Annotated in this window: 20 protein-coding genes and 1 pseudogene; 10 read left to right on the top strand and 11 right to left on the bottom strand. The window is 59.9% G+C overall.

Annotated features, from left to right (window positions below):
* Positions 1–2 precede the first annotated feature (2 nt).
* Complete coding sequence (locus FBY04_RS30570) at positions 3–1457, bottom strand: NAD(P)/FAD-dependent oxidoreductase (protein WP_145319230.1); 1455 nt, start codon at positions 1455–1457, stop codon at positions 3–5.
* Positions 1458–1650: 193 nt separating this feature from the next.
* On the opposite strand from FBY04_RS30570, the gene FBY04_RS30565 reads away from it, so the two are divergent.
* Together FBY04_RS30565 and FBY04_RS30560 are read left to right on the top strand one after the other, a co-directional pair.
* Positions 1651–2724, top strand: a complete 1074-nt coding sequence (locus FBY04_RS30565) for a diguanylate cyclase (RefSeq protein WP_145319227.1) — start codon at positions 1651–1653, stop codon at positions 2722–2724.
* Positions 2725–2879: 155 nt separating this feature from the next.
* On the top strand, positions 2880–4121 hold the full coding sequence (locus FBY04_RS30560; protein ID WP_145319224.1) for a M20/M25/M40 family metallo-hydrolase: 1242 nt from the start codon (positions 2880–2882) through the stop codon (positions 4119–4121).
* A 143-nt stretch (positions 4122–4264) separates the two neighbouring features.
* Here the strand turns inward: FBY04_RS30560 and FBY04_RS30555 are convergent, their stop codons facing one another.
* From FBY04_RS30555 to FBY04_RS30540, 3 genes are all read right to left on the bottom strand, one after another.
* Complete coding sequence (locus tag FBY04_RS30555; protein ID WP_084322107.1) at positions 4265–5134, bottom strand: oxaloacetate decarboxylase; 870 nt, start codon at positions 5132–5134, stop codon at positions 4265–4267.
* Between the two features lie 154 nt (positions 5135–5288).
* Entirely contained in the window at positions 5289–6323 is a 1035-nt protein-coding gene (astA, locus tag FBY04_RS30545) for an arginine N-succinyltransferase (protein WP_084322109.1), read from the bottom strand.
* Positions 6324–6378: 55 nt separating this feature from the next.
* A complete protein-coding gene (locus tag FBY04_RS30540) occupies positions 6379–7395 on the bottom strand; it encodes an arginine N-succinyltransferase (RefSeq protein WP_145319222.1) in 1017 nt (338 codons plus the stop codon).
* A 539-nt stretch (positions 7396–7934) separates the two neighbouring features.
* Between FBY04_RS30540 and FBY04_RS30535 the strand changes: the two genes are divergently transcribed.
* Together FBY04_RS30535 and cobF are read left to right on the top strand one after the other, a co-directional pair.
* Entirely contained in the window at positions 7935–8507 is a 573-nt protein-coding gene (locus tag FBY04_RS30535; protein WP_084322111.1) for a histidine phosphatase family protein, read from the top strand.
* Positions 8507–9262 (top strand): precorrin-6A synthase (deacetylating), encoded by a 756-nt coding sequence (gene cobF, locus FBY04_RS30530; protein ID WP_084322112.1) that lies wholly within the window; start codon positions 8507–8509, stop codon positions 9260–9262. The genes FBY04_RS30535 and cobF overlap by 1 nt, the downstream gene beginning before the upstream one ends.
* Before the next feature lie 136 nt (positions 9263–9398).
* On the opposite strand, the gene ftrA is transcribed toward cobF, so the two are convergent.
* Positions 9399–10373: a transcriptional regulator FtrA gene (gene ftrA / locus FBY04_RS30525; protein ID WP_145319219.1), complete on the bottom strand. Its 975-nt coding sequence runs from the start codon at positions 10371–10373 to the stop codon at positions 9399–9401.
* Between the two features lie 101 nt (positions 10374–10474).
* Between ftrA and FBY04_RS30520 the strand changes: the two genes are divergently transcribed.
* Positions 10475–10903: a rhodanese-like domain-containing protein gene (locus tag FBY04_RS30520; protein WP_145319216.1), complete on the top strand. Its 429-nt coding sequence runs from the start codon at positions 10475–10477 to the stop codon at positions 10901–10903.
* A 100-nt stretch (positions 10904–11003) separates the two neighbouring features.
* Here the strand turns inward: FBY04_RS30520 and FBY04_RS30515 are convergent, their stop codons facing one another.
* Positions 11004–11642 carry a type 1 glutamine amidotransferase gene (locus FBY04_RS30515; protein ID WP_084322148.1) on the bottom strand — a complete coding sequence of 213 codons (639 nt, stop codon included), beginning with the start codon at positions 11640–11642 and terminating at the stop codon, positions 11004–11006.
* Between the two features lie 173 nt (positions 11643–11815).
* Here FBY04_RS30515 and FBY04_RS30510 point away from each other — a divergent pair, with 173 nt between their 5' ends.
* From FBY04_RS30510 to FBY04_RS30500, 3 genes are all read left to right on the top strand, one after another.
* Positions 11816–12595, top strand: coding sequence for an ABC transporter substrate-binding protein (locus FBY04_RS30510; protein WP_084322115.1), 780 nt, complete (start codon positions 11816–11818; stop codon positions 12593–12595).
* Positions 12596–12797: 202 nt separating this feature from the next.
* On the top strand, positions 12798–13910 hold the full coding sequence (locus FBY04_RS30505; protein ID WP_145319213.1) for a M14 family metallopeptidase: 1113 nt from the start codon (positions 12798–12800) through the stop codon (positions 13908–13910).
* 135 nt (positions 13911–14045) lie between these two features.
* On the top strand, positions 14046–14762 hold the full coding sequence (locus FBY04_RS30500; RefSeq protein ID WP_084322120.1) for an alpha/beta hydrolase: 717 nt from the start codon (positions 14046–14048) through the stop codon (positions 14760–14762).
* Between the two features lie 3 nt (positions 14763–14765).
* Here FBY04_RS30500 and FBY04_RS30495 read toward each other — a convergent pair whose 3' ends face one another.
* The 4 genes from FBY04_RS30495 to FBY04_RS30480 form a co-directional block, all read right to left on the bottom strand.
* Complete coding sequence (locus FBY04_RS30495; RefSeq protein WP_145319210.1) at positions 14766–15335, bottom strand: hypothetical protein; 570 nt, start codon at positions 15333–15335, stop codon at positions 14766–14768.
* A gap of 165 nt (positions 15336–15500) precedes the next feature.
* Entirely contained in the window at positions 15501–15827 is a 327-nt protein-coding gene (locus FBY04_RS30490; RefSeq protein ID WP_145319206.1) for a putative quinol monooxygenase, read from the bottom strand.
* A gap of 28 nt (positions 15828–15855) precedes the next feature.
* The gene (locus FBY04_RS30485; protein ID WP_084322126.1) at positions 15856–16530 is read right to left on the bottom strand and encodes a glutathione S-transferase family protein; all 675 of its coding nucleotides are present in this window, start codon (positions 16528–16530) and stop codon (positions 15856–15858) included.
* Positions 16531–16611: 81 nt separating this feature from the next.
* On the bottom strand, positions 16612–17403 hold the full coding sequence (locus FBY04_RS30480; RefSeq protein WP_145319203.1) for a hypothetical protein: 792 nt from the start codon (positions 17401–17403) through the stop codon (positions 16612–16614).
* Between the two features lie 157 nt (positions 17404–17560).
* On the opposite strand from FBY04_RS30480, the gene FBY04_RS30475 reads away from it, so the two are divergent.
* Both FBY04_RS30475 and FBY04_RS30465 read left to right on the top strand, forming a co-directional pair.
* Complete coding sequence (locus FBY04_RS30475; protein ID WP_145319200.1) at positions 17561–18094, top strand: chalcone isomerase family protein; 534 nt, start codon at positions 17561–17563, stop codon at positions 18092–18094.
* Positions 18095–18326: 232 nt separating this feature from the next.
* Positions 18327–19646 carry an Nramp family divalent metal transporter gene (locus FBY04_RS30465; RefSeq protein ID WP_084322134.1) on the top strand — a complete coding sequence of 440 codons (1320 nt, stop codon included), beginning with the start codon at positions 18327–18329 and terminating at the stop codon, positions 19644–19646.
* A 102-nt stretch (positions 19647–19748) separates the two neighbouring features.
* Here FBY04_RS30465 and FBY04_RS32925 read toward each other — a convergent pair.
* Positions 19749–19848: pseudogene (locus FBY04_RS32925) on the bottom strand (IS110 family transposase); the annotation flags it as partial.

The following is a 19848-nucleotide window of genomic DNA, read 5'->3' as shown; positions in this document are numbered from 1 at the left end:
GATCAGGACAAGATGTGATCGGCGGGTTTCAGCGTCCGGGTCAATCGGTGGTAACTGAAACTGAACCCGGGAAACATGGCAATCACATGACCACTCTTGCTTTGATACCAACTGTGGCAGCCTCCGGATTTCCACACCGTGCGTTCCATTTCCCGGTGGATCATTTCAGTGTAGGTACGTTCTGCCTCGGGGCGAACTTCGATGCTGCACAAACCCTGTTCTTTCAGTGTGCGAATGCAATCGAGAATGTAGTTCATCTGGGATTCGATGATGAACAGCGCCGAAGTGTGGCCGATGCCGGTGTTGGGCCCGGTGACGATAAACAGGTTGGGGAAGTCCGGCAGGCTGGTACCGAGGTAGGCGCGAGGATAAGTTGCCCAGAAATCCCTGAGTTGCGTGCCGTTTCTTCCTGTGACCGGGTAGGAAATCACCCCGTCGGTGGCGTCGTAACCGGTGGACCAGACGATCAGGTCCAGATCGATGTGTTGCCCGTCCAGGGTGACGATGCCGGTTTCGTCTATGGACGCGATGCCCTGTTCGCGGCTGTGCAACGTTACGTTGGACCGACCGAGTGCCGGGTACAGCGTGCTCGAGATGATGACTCGTTTGCAGCCGATGGCGTAGTCCGGTGTCAGTTTGCGTCTGAGTTCGGGGTCCGGGACCTGGCGTTTCATGAAGCGCAGGGCCTGCTGCTGGACCATGCGGATCGCCGGTTTCGAGTATTTGAAGGCAATCACCCGGGTTTCGAATTGCCAATAGATCATCCAGCGCAGCAGCTTGTAGGCTGGTTTGAGGCCGAGCAACCAGCGCTGGAAGGAGCCGAAGGCGCGATCGGCCCGTGGCAGCACCCAGTGCGGGGTGCGCTGGAACACATGCAAATGCTCGACGTCCGGGGCAATGGCCGGAATCACCTGGGCCGCGCTGGCGCCACTGCCGACGATGGCGACGCGTTTTTGCCGATAGTCGTAGGCATGATCCCAATTGTTGGTGTGAAAAGTCTTGCCCTGAAAGCGCTCCTGTCCCTCGAAATGCGGGATGACGGGTTGGCTTAGCGGCCCCGTGGCATTGATCAGGAACCGAGCGTAGAACGTGCCTTTATTTGCGGTGTGCACTGCCCAGCGTTTGCTGTCGTCGTCCCATTCGATGCGTTCGACGTTGGCTTCCAGTTCCACGCGGTCGCGCAGGCCGAATTGGTCCACCACGTACTGCGTGTAGCGGTGCAGTTCGGCCTGTTCGGCGAACATTTGTGTCCAGCGGTAGGGGGCAAAGGACAGCGAATAAAGCGGCGAGGGCACATCGACGGCCGCACCGGGGTACGTGTTCTGGCACCAGGTGCCGCCGAAGAAGTCCCGCCGTTCCAGCAGTCGAAAGTCATCGATGCCGGCCTTGAGCAAATTGATCGCCGCGCACTGTCCGCCAAAACCGCTGCCGATGATCAACACTTGAAAAGTTTGCATGGGTCTCCTTTTTTATCGTTGACTGTTGAACCCTCTCTTCATGTATAGCCAAACATTCTACGCCCGCCTCACGGCAATACCGGGATATTCAGGCTGCTAACCGGTGATGGCTATTTGACTTTGCCCTGTTAGACTTCCAGCACACCTGAAACTCCGGTGTCAGCAGGTACCGTGCAGTGGTGTAGAGGCTCCAATGGAAAAAACGGGCGGAAAAGGGCTTTCACTGGCCAGAAGGCTCTATGCAACGCGTACCCTGGGGCTGGCCGCGGGATTACTGTGTGTTGCCGCCGCGATGTACCCACTCGACCCGGCGCCATGGGTCTGGGCGCTGATGCTCTTCAACGGTATCTTCTGGCCGCACGTGGCTTACCAATGGGCGCGACGGGCGGAAGTTCCCTACCACGCCGAACATCGTAATCTGCTGGTCGATGCCTTTCTTGGTGGCTTCTGGGTCGCCGCCATGCAATTCAATCCGCTGCCCAGCGCAGCCACCATCGCCATGATGGCGATGAACAACGTGGCCATTGGCGGCCTGCGTTTTCTGCTGGTAGGGACCGTTGCGCAGGTGTTGGGGATGGGTGTCGGGTTTCTGGTGTTTACGCCGGCCTTCGTTCCGCAAACCAGCCCGTTGCAGTTGTATGCCTGCCTGCCGCTTTTGACCCTTTATCCGCTGGCGCTGGGCTGGATCTGTTTCCGACAGGCCACCACGCTGGGACGGCACAAGCGCGAATTGCTGGCCCTGAGCCGCACCGACAGCCTCACCGGCCTGCTCAATCACGGGGCCTGGAAGGATCAACTGGAAATCGAATTCCAGCGCTGCAAACGCCTGCCTCAGGGCGGGGCGATTGCACTGATCGACATCGACCATTTCAAAACCATCAACGACACCTACGGTCATGTCGCCGGGGACATCGTGTTGCGTCAGTTGAGCAAGATGCTCAAGCAGAACCTGCGGGCGGCCGATGTGGCGGGTCGCTACGGTGGAGATGAGTTCTGCGTCATCCTCCCGGACCTTGCGCTTGATCGTGCCGCGACCACCATGGATGCGCTTCGTGATCGCTTCGCCACCCTCGGTTACGAACAGAGCCCGGCGTTGAAAGTCAGCCTCAGCATTGGTCTCGCCGCCTTCAACCCGGCCCACGATGACGCGATGCTGTGGCTCAACGACGCTGATCAAGCGCTCTATGAGGCCAAGACCACTGGCCGTAATCGCGTGATCTGCAGTGGGGACGGCAAGCCCCGTCATGAACTGCTCGACTCGGTCTGAAAGTCTGCAAAAATCCCAATGTGGGATCGCCGCACCGCCGCTCCCACAGGGGAATGCGGTGAATCGGGTGGATAGGCGTCGCATCCGGCCTAGAGCCTCGCGCCGTAGTCAGGTAGGGTGAATCGTACCTCCCGACACGAAACAAGGATCGATTCATGACGCTCAATCTCCCTCGCTCCCTGCTGGCCACCAGCCTCGGCCTCACGCTCGTCCTCGGCGCCTTCGCCCCCACGGCATACGCCGAACCCCACAAGCAAGTCCTCGCCGATTCCGAGCAGTACAAGGGTGAAGCCCTGAAACTGCTGGAGCGGCTGGTGAACATCGATTCCGGTTCCGGCTATGAACCCGGCCTGACTCAAGTCAGCGACATCGCCATCGATGAACTGAAAAAACTCGGCGCCACCATCGAACTGGTGCCGAACACGCCGGACAAAAGCAACCACGTGATCGCGACCCTGAAAGGCACCGGCAAAGCGAAAATCCTGTTGATGGCGCACATGGACACTGTGTTCAAGGAAGGCTCTGCTGCCGAGCGTCCGTTTCATATCAAGGAGGGGCGCGCCTACGGGCCGGGCGTGATGGATGACAAGGGCGGCATCGTCGCCGGTATCTATGCGCTGAAAGTCTTGAAGAACCTCGACTTCAAGGACTATGCGCAAATTACCTTTCTGCTAGACGCCAGCGAGGAAACCGGCTCGGACATCGCCACCGACCTGATCAAGAAAACCGCCAAGGCCCATGACGTCACCCTTAACCTCGAGCCGGGTCGTCCGGCGGATGGCCTGGTGGTATGGCGCAAGGGCAGCGCGACCGCCGTCGTTGAAGTCAAAGGCAAGGCAGCCCATGCGGGTGTCGCCCCTGAGCTGGGTCGTAATGCCGCCATGGAAGCCGCACACCAGATTCTGCAACTTGGCAAACTGGGTGATGAAGCCAAGAAAACCACCATCAACTTCACCGTGCTCAAGGCCGGCGACCGCACCAACGTGATTCCCGATCAAGCCACGGCCAAGGCCGACGTGAGGGCGGCAGTGCCGGAAGAGTTCGACCGGATCGAAAAGGATCTGGCGCGGGTTTCCAGGGACCAGCTGATACCCGACACCGTAGTCACCACCACACTGCAGCGCGGTTTGCCGCCAATGCCCCAAACGGCGGAATCGGATCGGTTGATGGCGATGGCGCAGGGAATCTACGGCGAGATCGGGCGCAAGCTGACGGAAGAGGGCAGTGGCGGCGCGGCGGATGCGAGCCTGTCAGCAGGCGTGGGTACGCCGACGCTGGACGGGTTCGGGATTGTGGGCGGCAATATTCATACGCCGGAGGAGTACGCGGAGGTTGAGAGTGTGGCGCCGCGGATTTATCTGTTGTCGCGGATGATTATGGAGTTGACCAAGCGGTAAGCGGCAGAACCTGCTGACCGTTTCCATGCTTGTGTGGGAACGATCAAAGGGTTCCAGGCATGCTTGCGGTGTTGCATCAGGCTCCTTCGCGGGTTTGTCCGCGAAGGGACCCTGAGAGGCAAAACGCTAAACCTGACGCGCCATCACTCCTTGACGCTCATGAACTCTTCCGCCCAACGAATGTATTCCTCAGGCTGCGTGTAGGTATGCGTCAGTTCCGTCGCGCTCAGATCGGACGCCTGAGTGAAGATCTGCCGCTGTTCCCGCAGGCTGTCGTAGGTTGCCTTGATCGCCGCGAAGTACGCGCCATGCCCGTCGATGGTGACGCGCACGCCCAGTTCGGCCAGGCGATTGTCGTCGCGCAGCAGCGGGTTGCCGTAGGTGACCAGCATCAGCGGCACGCTCAGGTGTTCGGCAATCTGTTCAAGGTGATCGAAGTCACGCACGCCCACCATGCAAATCCCGTCCGCACCGGCTTTCTGGTACTGCTGGGTGCGGCTGATGATTTCCTGCACCGGCAGGATACCGGCGTTGGTGCGAGCAACGATTGCCATCTCCGTATCGACCCGGGCTTCCAGCGCCGCGCGGATCTTGCCGACACCTTCGGCGACGCCGATCAGGTCGGTGGACTTGCGGCCGAATTGCGCGGGCAACAGCGTGTCCTCGATAGTCAGGGCCGCCACGCCGGCGCGTTCGAGTTCGACGATGGTGCGCATGACGTTCAATGCGTTGCCGTAGCCGTGATCGGCGTCGGCGATGACCGGCAATTGGGCCACGCGACCGATACGGGTCGCCTGCTCGGCGAACTCGCTGAGCGAGATCAGGGCGAAATCGGGGGCGCCCAGCACCTGCAACGAAGCAACCGAACCGCCCAGAATCCCCACTTCAAAACCCAGGTCTGCCGCGATGCGTGCCGACATCGGGTCGAAGACCGATGCCGTGTGATAGCACTTGTTGGAAGCGAACAGTTCACGGAAGTTACGGCGCAAATCCTGATGAGAAAGCCTGGACATATGAGTTCCACCAATACAAAGGAATGGAAGGGCTTGAGCAAGAGTGTCAACGCCGAAGATACAAAAGGCTATCACGCAACAGGAGGGAGAATGATGACGAATTTGCAGGACGGTCCTGATCGAAACCCATCCTGTAGGGCGGGAGGCAGGTTTTTCAGGCTGCCACAGCCTGTTGCTGTTGATTGAGCAGAGGCACTGCGCGTACGGAGTTGCCGGGTTGCAGTTGCAGGCGTTTGGCGGTGAGTCGGTCAACGATCAGGCTGTTGCCCACCCGCCTGGCCGGGGCGGCAGTGATGCGGCAGTTTTCCAGTCGGCGGTTGTGGATCAGCCAGACCGGAGCCTGCTCGTCCGGGGTGCCGATGCTCAGCATCAGCGCCTGGCTGTCGCGCACGGTGCGGATTTTCGACAGCGGTGCCTCGATGACCGGGCCGGCGTCGAAGATGTCGATGTAGCCTTTGTGGGTGAAACCTTCGGCCGTGAGGATTTTCATCGCCGGCTCGGTGTTGGGGTGAGCCTTGCCGATCACGGCCTGTGCCTGCTCGGTGAGCAGGCAGGTGTACAGCGGTTGGCGCGGCATCAGTTCGGCGATGAACGCTTTGCTGCCCAGCCCCGACAAGTGATCCGCATGGCTGAAGTCCATCTTGAAAAAGTGCCGGCCCAGGCTGTCCCAGAACGGTGAACAGCCTTGCTCATCGGCGCTGCCACGCAGTTCGGCGATGAGCTTCTCGCCGAACAGGTGGGCAAATTCGGCCACGAACAACAGGCGGCTCAACGACAGCAATCGGCCATTGCTGCCCTGGCGTTGATCGGGTCGCAGGAACAGTGAGCAGATCTCCGATTGCCCGGTCATTTCATTGTTCAGAAAGAGCGTTGGAATCTGTCGCTGGATGCCCAGGTCCGGTGACGAACTGACTGTCAGTCCGACCCGATAGTTGTACCAGGGTTCGCGCAGCCCGACGGCCCCCGTCAGGGCGCTGACCCCCACCACCTGCTGGTCGTCGTCTTCGAGCACGAACAGGTAGTCGGCGTCCGCCCGCTCGACCTGTTCGGCGAAGGTCCGTTGTGCCCAGCGCAACCGGTGAGCCAGGCGATCCTCGTTAGCGGGCAGGGTGGTAAACCCCGGACCGGCCTGCCGCACCAGTGCCAGCAGGGCGGGCAGGTCGGTGACGTGAACCGGACGGACAATCATGATGCAGCTCCTTCTACGGGGCGACGCAGTCGTGGGGCTCGGGCCCGGATGATGCTCACAGGGCGATCAACCGGATCGGACTGCCTTCGCTTACGTTCAAGGCCGTGCACATCTCGGTGTTCAGGAACACGGGATGTCCGGCGGTGTAATCCAGGTCGGCGACGATGGCGCGATAGTCCTTCAGCGAATCGTTGCTCACCAGGTAGCGACCGCGAGCATCGATGACGTCGCCCGGTGTTGCCGTGCCGGTCTGGCTTTGCGCAATGGAGCGGATATTGGCGAGGCGCGCATACAAGGTCGGGCCGCCGTCGAACAGGTCTACGTAACTGTTGGTCTCGAATCCCTCGCGTTCAAGGATATCGAAGGCTTCCTGGCCATCGGGGTGGATTCGGCCGATGCAGTCCTGCGCTGCCTGGGGCAGCATCGGCACGTAGATCGGGTATTGCGGCATCAGTTCGGCGAGGAACGTCCGGCTCTCCAGTCCGCAAAGGCGCTCGGCCTCGGCGTAGGGCAAGTCGAAGAAGTGTTTGCCCAGCGCATCCCAGAATGGCGAACCTCCTTCATCGTCGCTGTAGCCGACGATCTCGGTGATGACGGCTTCGGCAAAGCGCTGCGCATGAGCGGCAATGAACATCAGTCGCGCCCGTGACAGCAGTTCGGAGGACGGCGTGCGCACCAGCGCCGCATCGACGTGAAAACCGCGCAGCAAGGTATGGCCGCTGAGGTCATGACACAACGACAGCGCCGGCACGCCGTGCTCGATGTTCAGTTCTCGCGAGGCGCTGGTGAAATGGCGGTTGCGCAGGCTGTAGAACGGTTCGTCGAAACCGGCCGTGGCGAGGATCTCCGAGCAGCCTGCCAGGTGCTGGTTCGTCAGGTCCTCCAGTACAAAGAAGTAGTTTTCCGGGCCATGACCCTGGACGTCTTTGGCGAATGAGGCGCAGGAGTCGAGAATCCGCTCGCGCAAGCGTTCGGTATCGTCCGGCAAGGACGTGACACCGACCAGGCTTTCGCGCGCCAGTCGCTGCAACTGGGGCAGGTCGGTTAACTCCACTGGGCGTAAGACCAGCATGGATGCACTCCTGTATCAAAGGGTTCGGCGATTGGCACGAACCTGACTATCACTGTCGGTTTCCACGCGTTTAATCGACGGTCGCTTGATGGTTTGCCAGCGCCGCTCTTTTTCTAGTCAGCCGTTATTCGGGACAGCACTGTTTCGGTATCCCATGGAGTGAGAGACCGGTCGGGGGTTTTGGCTACGGAGGCGGTGGTTCATGTCTCTGGGAGAGGGCATCCGGGCTCCTGCTGGATGGGGCGTATTGTTTACATTTAATAATCCGTTACAGCAGTATTTATTTAACCCGCACCCCATGTCTAGTGAATTTTTGCGCGCTCCTGTCCAGCCCCAGAATGGGGCGAAATGCCCGTAGGTCGGGGGCTACACGGATGTCGATCAGCGCTGTAGGCCCTCGCTGACAGTGATGTCAGAGATAGCTGTTTTTTAAGAAGGATCGGCGTAATGAAACGCCCCCAATCACATTTCTTACGGCACAATTGCGCCTGAATAGTGGCTTGATGCCGTTTATTTTTCCTCCTACCGAGTGATCTTTCGTGCAGGCAACCCGTTTGACCCTGATGTGCCACGCTCGAACCGTCGCACAGAAATTGGCGCGTTTTCCTACGGATGAGCCTGTCGAGATGGATTGGCAATCGGCACAGGGCTCCCTTCGTTCCCGGTTCAAGGGGGCACCGCGCCTGTTCAGCGGACCGGAACTTCGAGCACGGCAGACCGCCGGGTTGTTCGGCAGTGATGTAGAGATTGTCGAGGCGCTGAGGGATTACGATTTTGGACGCTGGAACGGCGCGCAGATCGATGATCTGCAGAAGTCCGAACCGCAGACGCTGCAGGCCTGGCTCGATGATCCGGATTCGGCGCCTCACGGTGGCGAGTCGCTGGCACAACTTGGTGAGCGGGTGGCTGCATGGCTCAAGACACTGGAAGCAACGCCGGGGCACATCGTTGCCATCACCCATCCATTTGTCATTCGTGCGGCGTTGACACAGGTGTTGCAAAGCCCATCGTTTAATCTGATCGACGTCGAACCGCTGTCAGCCATCGAGTTGCGGTTCAACGGTTGCTGGCGCTTGCGTTTGTCGGGCACTGGCGTTGAAGGAGCCTGTTAATGAAAAAACTGATGGTCATCGGCATCGGTGCCGGCAACCCCGACTACATCACGATGCAGGCCGTGAAGGCGCTGAACCTGGTTGACGTGTTTTTCCTGATGGACAAAGGCCAGAGCAAGGACAAGCTGATCGACCTGCGTCGCGAGATTTGTGAACGCTACGTCAGCGAGCATGATTACCGCTTCGTCGAAGCGCACAGCCCGGAGCGTGAGCGTGGTGATGTGGACTACAAGGCCAGTGTGGAAGACCTGAACCTTGCCAAGCAGCTGACCTTCGAGCGGCTGATCAATGAGGAAATGTCCGACGGCCAGTGTGGTGGATTTCTGGTGTGGGGCGATCCGGCGTTGTACGACAGCACCCTTCGGATCCTGCAGGCGATTCTGGCGTCGGGCCGATGTGACTTCGAGTTTGAGGTGATCCCCGGCATCACCAGCGTTCAGGCACTGGCGGCGCAGCACAAGGTGCCGCTGAACCGGATCGGTCGTTCGATTGAAATCACCACCGGCCGGCGGTTGGCGGCCGGGCAGGTGAGTGATGCCGACAGCCTGGTGGTGATGCTTGACGCGCAAGATTCCTACCATCAGGTGGCGGATCAGGAGACAGAGATTTACTGGGGCGCTTACTTGGGGACGCCGGATGAAATCCTCATCAGCGGCAAACTCAAGGACGTGGCGGATGAGATCGAGCGGGTGCGCAAGGCGGCGCGGTTGGCTAATGGGTGGATTATGGATACTTACCTGTTGCGCAAGCCTTGAGTGCATCGGTGTCTGGGCGGACGCCTTCGCGAGCAAGCCCGCTCCCACATTTGATCTATGGTGTACCTCAATCTGGTGTACGACCGAGATTAAATGTGGGAGCGGGCTTGCCCGCGAAGGGACTCTCGAACACACCTCAAGAATTCGCTTTGACCCCCCGCCCAAACCGTTCCCGATACACCGACGGCGGTACGCCGACCACGTTGCGAAACGCCACCCGGAAACTTTCAACCGAGCGATAACCGCAATGTTCGGCAATCCGGTCGGTGTTCTGGCCCGTGCTTTCCAGCAACTCCCGGGCCCGCGCCAGGCGTTCATGTTGTAACCACGCCTTTGGCGGCATGCCGGTCGCTTCTGTGAACCGACGCAGAAAAGTGCGCTCACTCATGGCCGCTTCGCTGGCCAGGTCGCGAACCTCCAGAGGTTCATGCAAGCGTTCCCGAGCCCACTGCATCACGCGTGAAAGATCGCTGCGCGGCGTAGGACTGACCGGTGTCGGAATGAACTGCGCCTGGCCGCCGGTGCGTTGCGGTGACATCACCAAACGCCGCGCCACGGAATTGGCCACTTGCGTGCCGAAATCCCGAGCCACCAGGTGCAGGCAGGCATCGATACCGGCAGCGCTGCCCGCCGAGGTAATGAGTTGGCCCGAGTCGACGTAAAGCACGTCCGGGTCCACCAGAATGTTCGGGAATCGCTCGGCCAGTTCCGCGGTGTAGCGCCAATGCGTGGTAGCCCCGTGACCGTCGAGCAAGCCGGTCGCCGCCAGCACGAACACACCCGAGCAGATCGACAGCAACCGCGCGCCTCGCCCGTGGGCCTGACACAGGGCCGCGATCAACGCTTCGGGCACCGGGGCGCTGCGATCACGCCAGCCGGGAATAATGATGGTTCGGGCGTCGCGCAGCAGTTCCATGCCGCCATCGGCCAGCACTTGAATCCCGCCCATGGCGCGCATCGGGCCCTGATCGACGGCGACGATCCGGTGCTCGTACCAGGGAAAATCGAACTCCGGCCGTGCGAGGCCGAAGATCTCCACGGCGATGCCGAACTCGAATGTGCAGAGGCCATCGTAGGCCAGAATCGCGACCAATCCAGGGGTGGGCTGCATTTGGCGGAAAATTCCCGGTGAGTGTCTTGTGCGCCACTTTAGCCGCTGGCGACTGGCGAATAAAGTCTTCTCACACCCACCGAGAGTCTGGAGTACGCCCCATGACCAGCCTGGTCCGCAATGTTCCCGCTGCACCATCGGCCATTGCCCTGATGCATTTCAGTAACCGTCTGACCTTTGAAACCGACTGTTCCGACGTCTACAGCAGCCAACAGGCGAGGGACGTGGATTTTGTCCTGGTGGACGTGCGTGGTCCGCAGGCGTTCGAGCGCGGACATGTGCCGGGTGCAATCAATTTGCCGGGGCGACTGCTGACTGCCGAGGGGTTGGCGGGTTATGGGAAATCCACGCTGTTCGTGGTGTATTGCGCCGGTCCACACTGCAACGGTGCCAACAAGGCTGCGGTGAAACTGGCGGCGCTGGGTTACCCGGTCAAGGAAATGATTGGCGGGGTGACCGGGTGGCTGGATGAAGGGCTTGAGTTGAGTACCGAGGTGCAACGGCCCGCCGCCATCGGCTGCGAATGCTGACGGTAGGAGCCGGCTTGCTGGCGATGGCGGTGGGTCAGTCGACATGTCCATCGGATGATCGATCGCTATCGCCAGCAAGCCGGCTCCTACAAATCGTTGGTCAATTTCCGGATACCGTCCACCACTCGTCCAGCGTCGCCTGCAACCATTCAAAAACGGCTGCATGGGCGGCGCTGTCCGGTTCACCCCGAGGCAACGGCGACTCATCGGCAAAATGCGCATTGAGCGTCGCCACCGATGCTGCGTTCCATTCCGGATGAAACTGCAAACCCACTCGCGCAGTGCCTACGCGATACATCTGCTGCTCGCACTGATCGCTGCTGGCCAGTAACTGCGCGCCGGGTGGCAGGTCTATCGCGTCTTCGTGCCACTCCAGCACGTTCAGCTTCTGGCCATCGGCAAACGTCACTGAGGTCCAGCCCGTTTCGGTGGCCTCCATCCGCCGCACATTTGCGCCCAGAGCCAGCGCCAGCAACTGCGCCCCCAGACATATCGCAAACACCGCCGCGTTCTGATCCAGGCAGCCCGCCAACCACTGCCGTTCGGCCTCCAGCCACGTTGGTCCGGCGTTGGACTCATAAGGCCCGCCCAACAAAATCAGCGGTTGCGCGCTCACGGGGGGTAACTGGCCAAGATCGGCGCGAAAGATATTCAATGGCAATCCCCGCGACTCGGCCCATTCGGCAATCGCGCCCGGACCTTCGGCAGGGTGGTGCTGGATCAGGTTCAATCCGCGCATTTCATTGTTCATTCAGCTCGCCTTTTTTATAAGTATTTGTCGCATATGCACAATTTGCACGCCTGCAGCCGCTCTAGACTGCCCGCCACTTCGGTCTTCTCCAATAAAAAGCGCTGACCGAAAGCTACCAATCGAACGCTGCCAATAAAAGCCTCCGCACACAGGAGTTATAAATGAAGAAGCTAGTGATGTTCGGTGCCCTGGCACTGTCGATGTTGTCCCTGACCGCTGTGGCCGATGACGCCAAGCCGATCCGCATCGGTATCGAAGCCGGTTACCCGCCATTCTCGATGAAAACCCCTGACGGCAAACTCACCGGTTTCGACGTCGATATCGGCGATGCGCTGTGCGAGCAGATGAAAGTGAAATGTACCTGGGTCGAGCAAGAGTTCGACGGCCTGATCCCGGCCCTGAAGGTCAAGAAAATCGACGCGATCCTGTCGTCCATGACCATCACCGACGACCGCAAGAAAAACGTCGATTTCACCATCAAGTATTACCACACCCCGGCGCGCTTCGTGATGAAGGAAGGCTCCGATGTGAAAGACCCGCTGACCGAGCTCAAGGGCAAGAAAGTCGGTGTACTGCGCGCCAGTACCCACGACCGCTTCGCCACTGAAGTGCTGCAACCGGCCGGCATTATCCTGGTGCGTTACGGCTCGCAGCAGGAAGCCAACCTGGACATGGTCTCCGGTCGCCTCGACGCGATGCTGGCTGACTCGGTCAACCTCGACGACGGTTTCCTGAAAACCGATGCCGGTAAAGGCTTCGCGTTTGTCGGCCCGACCTATGAAGACGCCAAGTACTTCGGCGGTGGCGCCGGTATCGCGGTGCGCAAGGGTGATAAAGAGTTGGCAGACAAATTCAACACTGCCATCACTGAAATCCGCGCCAACGGCAAGTACAAGCAAGTGCAGGACAAGTACTTCAATTTTGATGTTTACGGCGAGTAATCCAGCCGTATAAGAAAGTGGCAACCGTGAAAGCGGTTGCCACTTTTTTTATGTTCTCTCCAGTCAGACCGCGATCCCCTGTGGGAGCGGGCTTGCTCGCGAAGGCGGCAGCACATTCGAAATTGATGTCGTCTGATACACCGCTTTCGCGAGCAAGCCCGCTCCCACAGGGGATCTCACAGCCCTTAACATCGGAGTTTCCATGCAACGCATCGACCACCCATTGCCCTGGAGCCACCTGGGCACCGAACGCACCCTCAGCGTGTTTCGTTATGGCACGGGCACACGCAAGGTCTACATCCAGGCCAGCCTGCACGCGGATGAACTGCCCGGGATGCGCACGGCGTGGGAACTCAAGAAACGCCTGACGGAGATCGAAACCCAGGGCCAGTTGCAAGGTGTGATCGAACTGGTGCCAGTGGCCAATCCCATCAGTCTGGATCAGCACCTGCAAGGGAGCCACATGGGCCGTTTCGAGCTCGGCAGCGGCAAGAATTTCAACCGCTCGTTCGTCGAACTGAGCGCGCCCGTGGGCGAGTTGATCGGCGATCAGTTGGGGACCGACGCACAAGCCAACATTGCGCTGATCCGTCAGACCATGGGCCAGGTGCTCGACGATTTGCCTGCGCCAACGTCGCAACTGGAAGCCATGCACCGCTTGCTGCTGCGCCACGCCTGCGACGCTGACATCACTCTCGATCTGCATTGCGATTTCGAGGCGGCCATTCATATTTATGCCTTGCCGCAACACTGGCCGCAGTGGCAGCCACTGGCGGCTCGCTTGAAGGCGGGGGTCGCGTTGCTGTGTGAAGATTCTGGCGGCAGCTCATTCGACGAGTCCTGTTCTTCACCGTGGCTGCGACTGGCCAGGGCGTTCCCCGAGGCGGCGATTCCACCGGCCAACCTGGCGACAACCCTGGAATTGGGCAGCATGGGTGACACCCGCGTCGATCAGGCCCAGGCCAATTGCGAGGCCATTCTCGGGTTCCTTGCCGAGCAGGGTTTCATCAAAGGCACCTGGCCAGCGGCACCGAGTGAGTGCTGTGAAGGCGTGCCGTTCGAAGGCACGGAGTATCTGTTTGCGCCACATCATGGCGTGGTCAGTTTTCTGCGCGAGGCGGGTGAATGGGTCGAGAAGGGCGATGCGTTGTTTGAAGTGGTTGACCCTTTGAGCGACCGGGTGACTACCGTGCGCGCCGGGACCAGCGGGGTATTGTTTGCTATTGATCGTGGGCGCTATACGCAACCGGGGACTTGGCAGGCGAAGGTTGCCGGGCGCGAGCCGATTCGGGTTGGAAAGTTGATTAACGATTGACCGCGAGGTTTTTGGTGCTCTATCGGGCCTCTTCGCGAGCAAGTCGAAGAGGCCATGCGGGGCAGCGAAAATCCCTCGGCCGGCTACACAGTGTTAGGCTCTGCCCCGAATCCTGCGCTCTGTGAAGGAAGGTTTATGTTGAAGGTTCTCGCTCTGCTGACACTTCTGGCGTCCACCGCCGTCCACGCTCAAACCCCGCTGCACACCGATCTGCCGCTCAAGTATCTGGAGCAGGCCAACCCCGAATCCGTCAATCAGCCCTTGGTGATCTTTCTCCACGGCTACGGCAGTAACGAACAGGACCTGTTCGGGATCAAGGATGAATTGCCTGCCCAGTACAACTTCCTGTCGGTGCGGGCGCCGATCGTGATGGAGGAGGGCAGTTATCAATGGTTTCGCAAGAAAGGTGAAGGTGCCTACAACGGCGAGACGGATGATCTGAAGGCCAGCGGCCAGGTGTTGCTGGATTTCGTCGCACAGGCTGCGAAGAAATATCACACGGAACCGAACAAGGTTTTCCTGGTGGGTTTCAGCCAGGGCGCGATCATGTCCTACGAAGTTGCACTGCGTCACCCCGAGGCCGTGGGCGGGATTGCCGCGTTGAGCGGGCGAATTCTCCCAGTGCTCAAGTCCGAGCTAAAACCGGATGAAAAGCGCCAGAAGCTGGCGATTTTCATCGGGCATGGCACGGCGGACAAACGCCTTCCCTTCAACGACGGCACCGAGGCGGACAGCCTGTTGCAGAGCCTGTCCATCAAGCCTGAGTTTCATGCCTACCCAGGCGTCGGTCACAGCATCAGTGCCACCGAGATGCAGGACTTGAGCGCCTGGTTGCAGCGGCTCAACCCCTGAGCCTTATTTGCCGCTGACGATCTGTTTAACCAGCGCTTCATGCCCGGCATTGTCGCTGAGACGGGAAATTACCTGAACCAGCGCCATGCGCGTGCCCGAGGCCGCCATCAGCGTGGTATCCAGGGTTTTGCCGCCGCCTTGAGTGGCGATGCTGTCGAGCTGTCGCAGTCCCAGGCCGGTGCCTTTCTGAGTGATGCTTTTTTCACTGAGCCTGGTGAAATCCGGCAGTGCCTTGGCTTGCTCGGTGGCGAAGTCGGACGCCGTGGCGTCGAGGAACTCACCGTCGTTGTCCTTGGCATTGACGCCACCGGGGATGGTGTTTTCAGCAGCAATGACCACGGTTTTGGTGGTTTCGTTGGTGTACATGGTGCCACTCGCGCCGGTCGAGCTCGGTGGCAGAGCGTTGGCGATGAAGCCCTTGGGCAGGGTGAATGTGAATTTGTTGCCCAGCATCGAGACTTTCTGCGTTGACGCCGCCTCTTTGGTCACGACCTTGGCAGCCTGCGCGTTCAAAGCCCCCAGGCTGGCAATCGCCAGCAGCAGGACAACGGCTTTTTTACTCAACAGTGACATTCAAAATCTCCAGGGTTGTCGCGGTGGGGGGCGATCATCCCATGGAGGTCGTGACGCATTCCAGCGTGGTCTAACGGACGGTCGGGTTTCGGTGAGCAAACCGCTTTTGAATGTAGTCAGTGTCCCGTGGTGAGCGGCTAGCCCTCACCACGGGATCTGACGCGACTACACCTCGCGGCGCAGTGGGTAGCCCTTGATCACATCCATGAACTCGATCCGGCGCTCGCTGGCCAACAACGCCGGCAAATGTTTTTCATATTCCTGGCGATACGGCTTGCTCAGGTGACGAGTGATGAAGTCTTCCTTGCTGCAGTTCCAGGTTTCATAGAGCACCAGGGTGTTCGGATCGTCCTGGAGTTGATGGACCCAGGTGTTGATGAAATCCGGCTCGGCCGACATCTGGTGCACCACGTCCAGCAGCCGCTCCCTGGTTTCGGCGAAACGCTCCGGTTTGGCCGGCAGGTAAACGATAAACGCGACTTGATCACTCATTTCATCACCTTCGAATGTAGGAAACGGTTTACTGCGCCTGGTTCTGAGGAAACAGATTGCGGCGGGTTTCTTCGTCGAACTCGGCTTTCAACACCAGTTTCTCTTTAAGACCCTGGGCGCGCTGCGCTGCCGGGCGGGCGCTGATTTCGTCGAACAGACGCTTGACGTTCGGGTACGCCGCCAAGCCATTCTCGCCGAGGATGTACGGTGCGTAACTGGCCCAGCCCCAGAGCGCCATGTCGGCGATGCTGTAGGTGTCGCCCGCCAGATAGGGATGATCGGCCAGACGCTGGTCGAGCACGCGATAGTGACGTTCGACTTCCTTGAGGTAGCGGTTTTTCGCGTAGGCCAGGTCTTCCGGTGCGTGGTGCAGGAAATGCACGGCCTGACCGGAGAACGGCGACAGACCAGTGGCGATGAACATCAGCCACGACAGCAGCTCGGCTTGCCCGGTGACCGAGGTCGGCAGGAAGCGCTGATGTTTTTGCGCCAGGTGCAGCAGGATTGCCTGGGAGTCGAAGACCGTGGCGTCACCATCGACCAGCGCTGGCACCTTGGCGTTCGGGTTGATCGCCAGAAAGGCTGGCTGGTGTTGCTCGCCCTTGAAGGTGTCGACGCCGATCAGTTCGTACGGCGTTTGCAGCTCTTCGAGCAGCAGGGCAACTTTCATCGGGTTGGGCGAAGGGTGGAAAAAGAACTTCATGGTGCAGGCCTCGGTCAGTGGGTAAGTAACTGAGGCTGATGGTGGGCGAAACCCGTTCGATTGACGCACGAGGTTGTTGTTCTACTCATTCGAAATAGTTGAACGAGTTGTCGGCATACTCACGGGTTTGGCCAGCAGGCGTTTGGTGATGCCGAGCATGGCCACGGACACTGCGACGCCGACGCCGAACCCGCTCAGGCCCATGACGGGCAACGTCAGGGCGAGAACGAGGCAGAACGCGGCAAACGAATACATGCCCGTCGCCGTGGCTCGCAACAAGGCTGCGGTAAACGCCGGCCCGCGGGTTTGTTGGGAGAACACGGCCATCACGCTGCCCAATACCGGGAACACTGCGAGCAGACCGCTCCAGCGGTCGCCGACGGTGCTCGCCAGCAAGGTCACGGCGAGGGTGAGGAGGGCGCCCGCGATCATGCGCAGCAACAATTTGTCGGACTTGGGGGCCGGGCCCGAAACGATGGGCTGCACGGCCGGGAACAGATACGGCGCCGCCAGCAGCGCAGTGGCGGCGGCGATGACGGAGAACACCAGAGACGGCGGGATCACCGACAGCACCACGGCGGCCGTCGCCCAGACCAGCAGCGAAACCGTCAGTGCCCATGGCCATCCTGCCCGTTGTGCGACCTGGGCGTAGGTGACGCAGAAAGCGATCATCGCAAACATCGCGGATAACGCGGCGGTCGCCGATTGCGCGGCAAACACTTCGCCCTGCTCGATGGCGAGGAAAAACAGAATCGGCCCGACCACCACCGGCAATCCCGACAGCCATCCGGCGACGCTCGGGCCCCAGCGTTTGCCCGCGAGGGAGATCAACAAGAGAAACCCGGGAATGACCAGCAGTTTGAGCAGCAGCACGTAGGCGCCTCCGACCTTAGCGAAGCGGTAACGTTAGCATTGCGACAAGTAGATTGCTCTAAGGATTGGCTGTTTTTGTATACAAAGTTGAAGGCTTGTACAGCAACACTTTATGCGTATAAGTAACAGAACCCATACGCGCTGAATCGAGCCGATCATGACCCGACCACGATCACCTCTGCGACATACCCTGTGGCTGTTGGTATTACTGGGCAACCACGCGTTGGCCAATTGGCAGGAGTCTTTGCCTGGCGCCCAAATCGTTGGTACCGGCGAGTTCCGGATGTTCGGTTTCGATATCTACAACGCTCGTCTGTGGAGTGCCGCGCAGCCATTTGCGAGCGACCAGCCGTTTGCCCTGGAGCTGATTTATCAGCGCAGGATTTCCCGGGACGATCTGGTCCAGGCCAGCGTCGAAGAAATCAAACGACTGTCGGGCACATCGGTGAGTGTCGGGCAACTCGCGGCATGGCAGGCGCAGATGCAGCAGGCGTTTGTCGATGTGCAGGCCGGGACCCGACTCATCGGGGTTTACTTGCCGGGGCAGGGCGCGCGCTTTTTTGTCGGCCCGCAGTTGCAGTACGAGGTGACGGACCCGGTGTTCGCCCGGGCGTTTTTTGATATCTGGCTTGATCCGCGTACGAGCAATCCCGAGTTGCGGGAGCAGTTGCTGGGCATTGCCAAGCCCTGAACATCACCCGCCGTTGCTTTTGCCTTTGTAGGAGCAAGCTTGCTTGCGATGGACGTTAACGATAACGCGTGCTTCCTGATTAAACGCGGCGCCCTTGAATCCATCGCGAGCAAGCTTGCTCCTACAAAAGCAAAAGCAAAAAGCAACTGCGGCGATCTTTGCGTTTGTCTGTACACCGAAAAGCGCGAAACGTCTAAGCTGCGCCCTCCCGTCTGTTTTCTGGAATGAATGCGTGAAATTCAGTTTGCCTAAAGTTGCCACTGCGCCGTTTTGCCCGCCGGAAGTGGCGGGCAGCGTTGCCGTTGACCCTCGCGCGTCATTCTTCAAGCGTGTCCTGCGTTTCGCCGGTCCGGGTTTGCTGGTGTCCATCGGCTACATGGACCCGGGCAACTGGGCCACCGCCATCGAGGCCGGTTCGCGCTTTGGCTACAGCCTGTTGTTCGTGGTGCTGCTGGCCAGTCTGGCGGGCATGGTGGTGCAGTGTTTGTGTTCGCGCCTGGGCATTGCCACCGGGCGGGACCTGGCGCAACTGTCCCGCGAACGCTACAGCACGCGGACCGCGCGCACCCAATGGGTGCTGGCGGAAATCTCGATCATCGCCACTGACCTCGCCGAAGTACTCGGCTGCGCATTGGCATTCCATCTGCTGCTGGGTTGCTCGCTTACCTTCGGCATCGCCCTCACGGCGTTTGACACGCTGTTGGTACTGGCCCTGCAGAACCGTGGCTTCCGCCGACTGGAAGCGATCATGCTGGTGCTGGTGAGTACCATCGGTGTGTGTTTCTTCGTTGAACTGTTGTTGATCAAACCTTACTGGCCGGAGGTCGCTCTGGGATTCACGCCGTCGTTGTCCGCCATCGGCGATGCCGCGCCGTTGTACCTGGCCATCGGCATTCTCGGGGCCACGGTGATGCCGCATAACCTGTACCTGCACACCTCGATCGTACAGACCCGGATGATCGGCAAAGACCTGGCCAGCAAGCAGGACGCGGTGAAGCTGGCGCGCATCGACACCATCGGTTCCCTGGCACTGGCGCTGCTGGTCAACGCGGCGATCCTGATCCTCGCGGCGGCGGCATTTCACAAGACCGGGCACACCGACGTGGTGGACATCCAGGACGCCTATCACTTGCTTGATCCACTGGTGGGCGGGGCGTTGGCCAGCGTGTTGTTTGGTGTTGCATTGCTGGCGTCCGGTCAGAGTTCGACGTTCACCGGCACCATCGCCGGGCAGGTGATCATGGAGGGTTACCTGAACCTGCGGATTCCCTGCTGGCAACGGCGGTTGATCACCCGAGGGCTGGCGCTGATCCCGGCGTTTATCGGCGTGTGGCTGATGGGTGACAATGCGATTGGCAAGTTGCTGGTGCTGAGTCAGGTGGTGTTGAGTCTGCAATTGCCGTTTGCGCTGTATCCGCTGATCCGGATGACCAATGACCAACAATTGATGGGGCCGTTTGTGAATCGGCTGCCGACGCGAGTGTTGGCGTGGGGATTGTTTGTGGTGATCAGTGGGGCGAATAGCTGGTTGATGCTGCAGTTTTTTGGGTGACTGTCAGGGCCTCTTCGCGAGCAAGCCCGCTCCCACATTTGACCGAGTTGTTCAAACAAACGCGATCTAATGTGGGAGCAACTGTCTTCACCCTGCCATTCGTCACTGCCATTCGGTGCCGTCTCTCAGCATGGCATTCAGTCTGATCAGTAATATTCGCATGCAGGCGATGAGCGCGACCTTCGCGCTCTTGCCTCGCGCC

Origin of the sequence: Pseudomonas sp. SJZ080, from assembly GCF_007828295.1 — a bacterium.
GTDB classification, from domain to species: domain Bacteria; phylum Pseudomonadota; class Gammaproteobacteria; order Pseudomonadales; family Pseudomonadaceae; genus Aquipseudomonas; species Aquipseudomonas migulae_A.
This window is presented reverse-complemented; position numbering and strand designations above follow the sequence as displayed.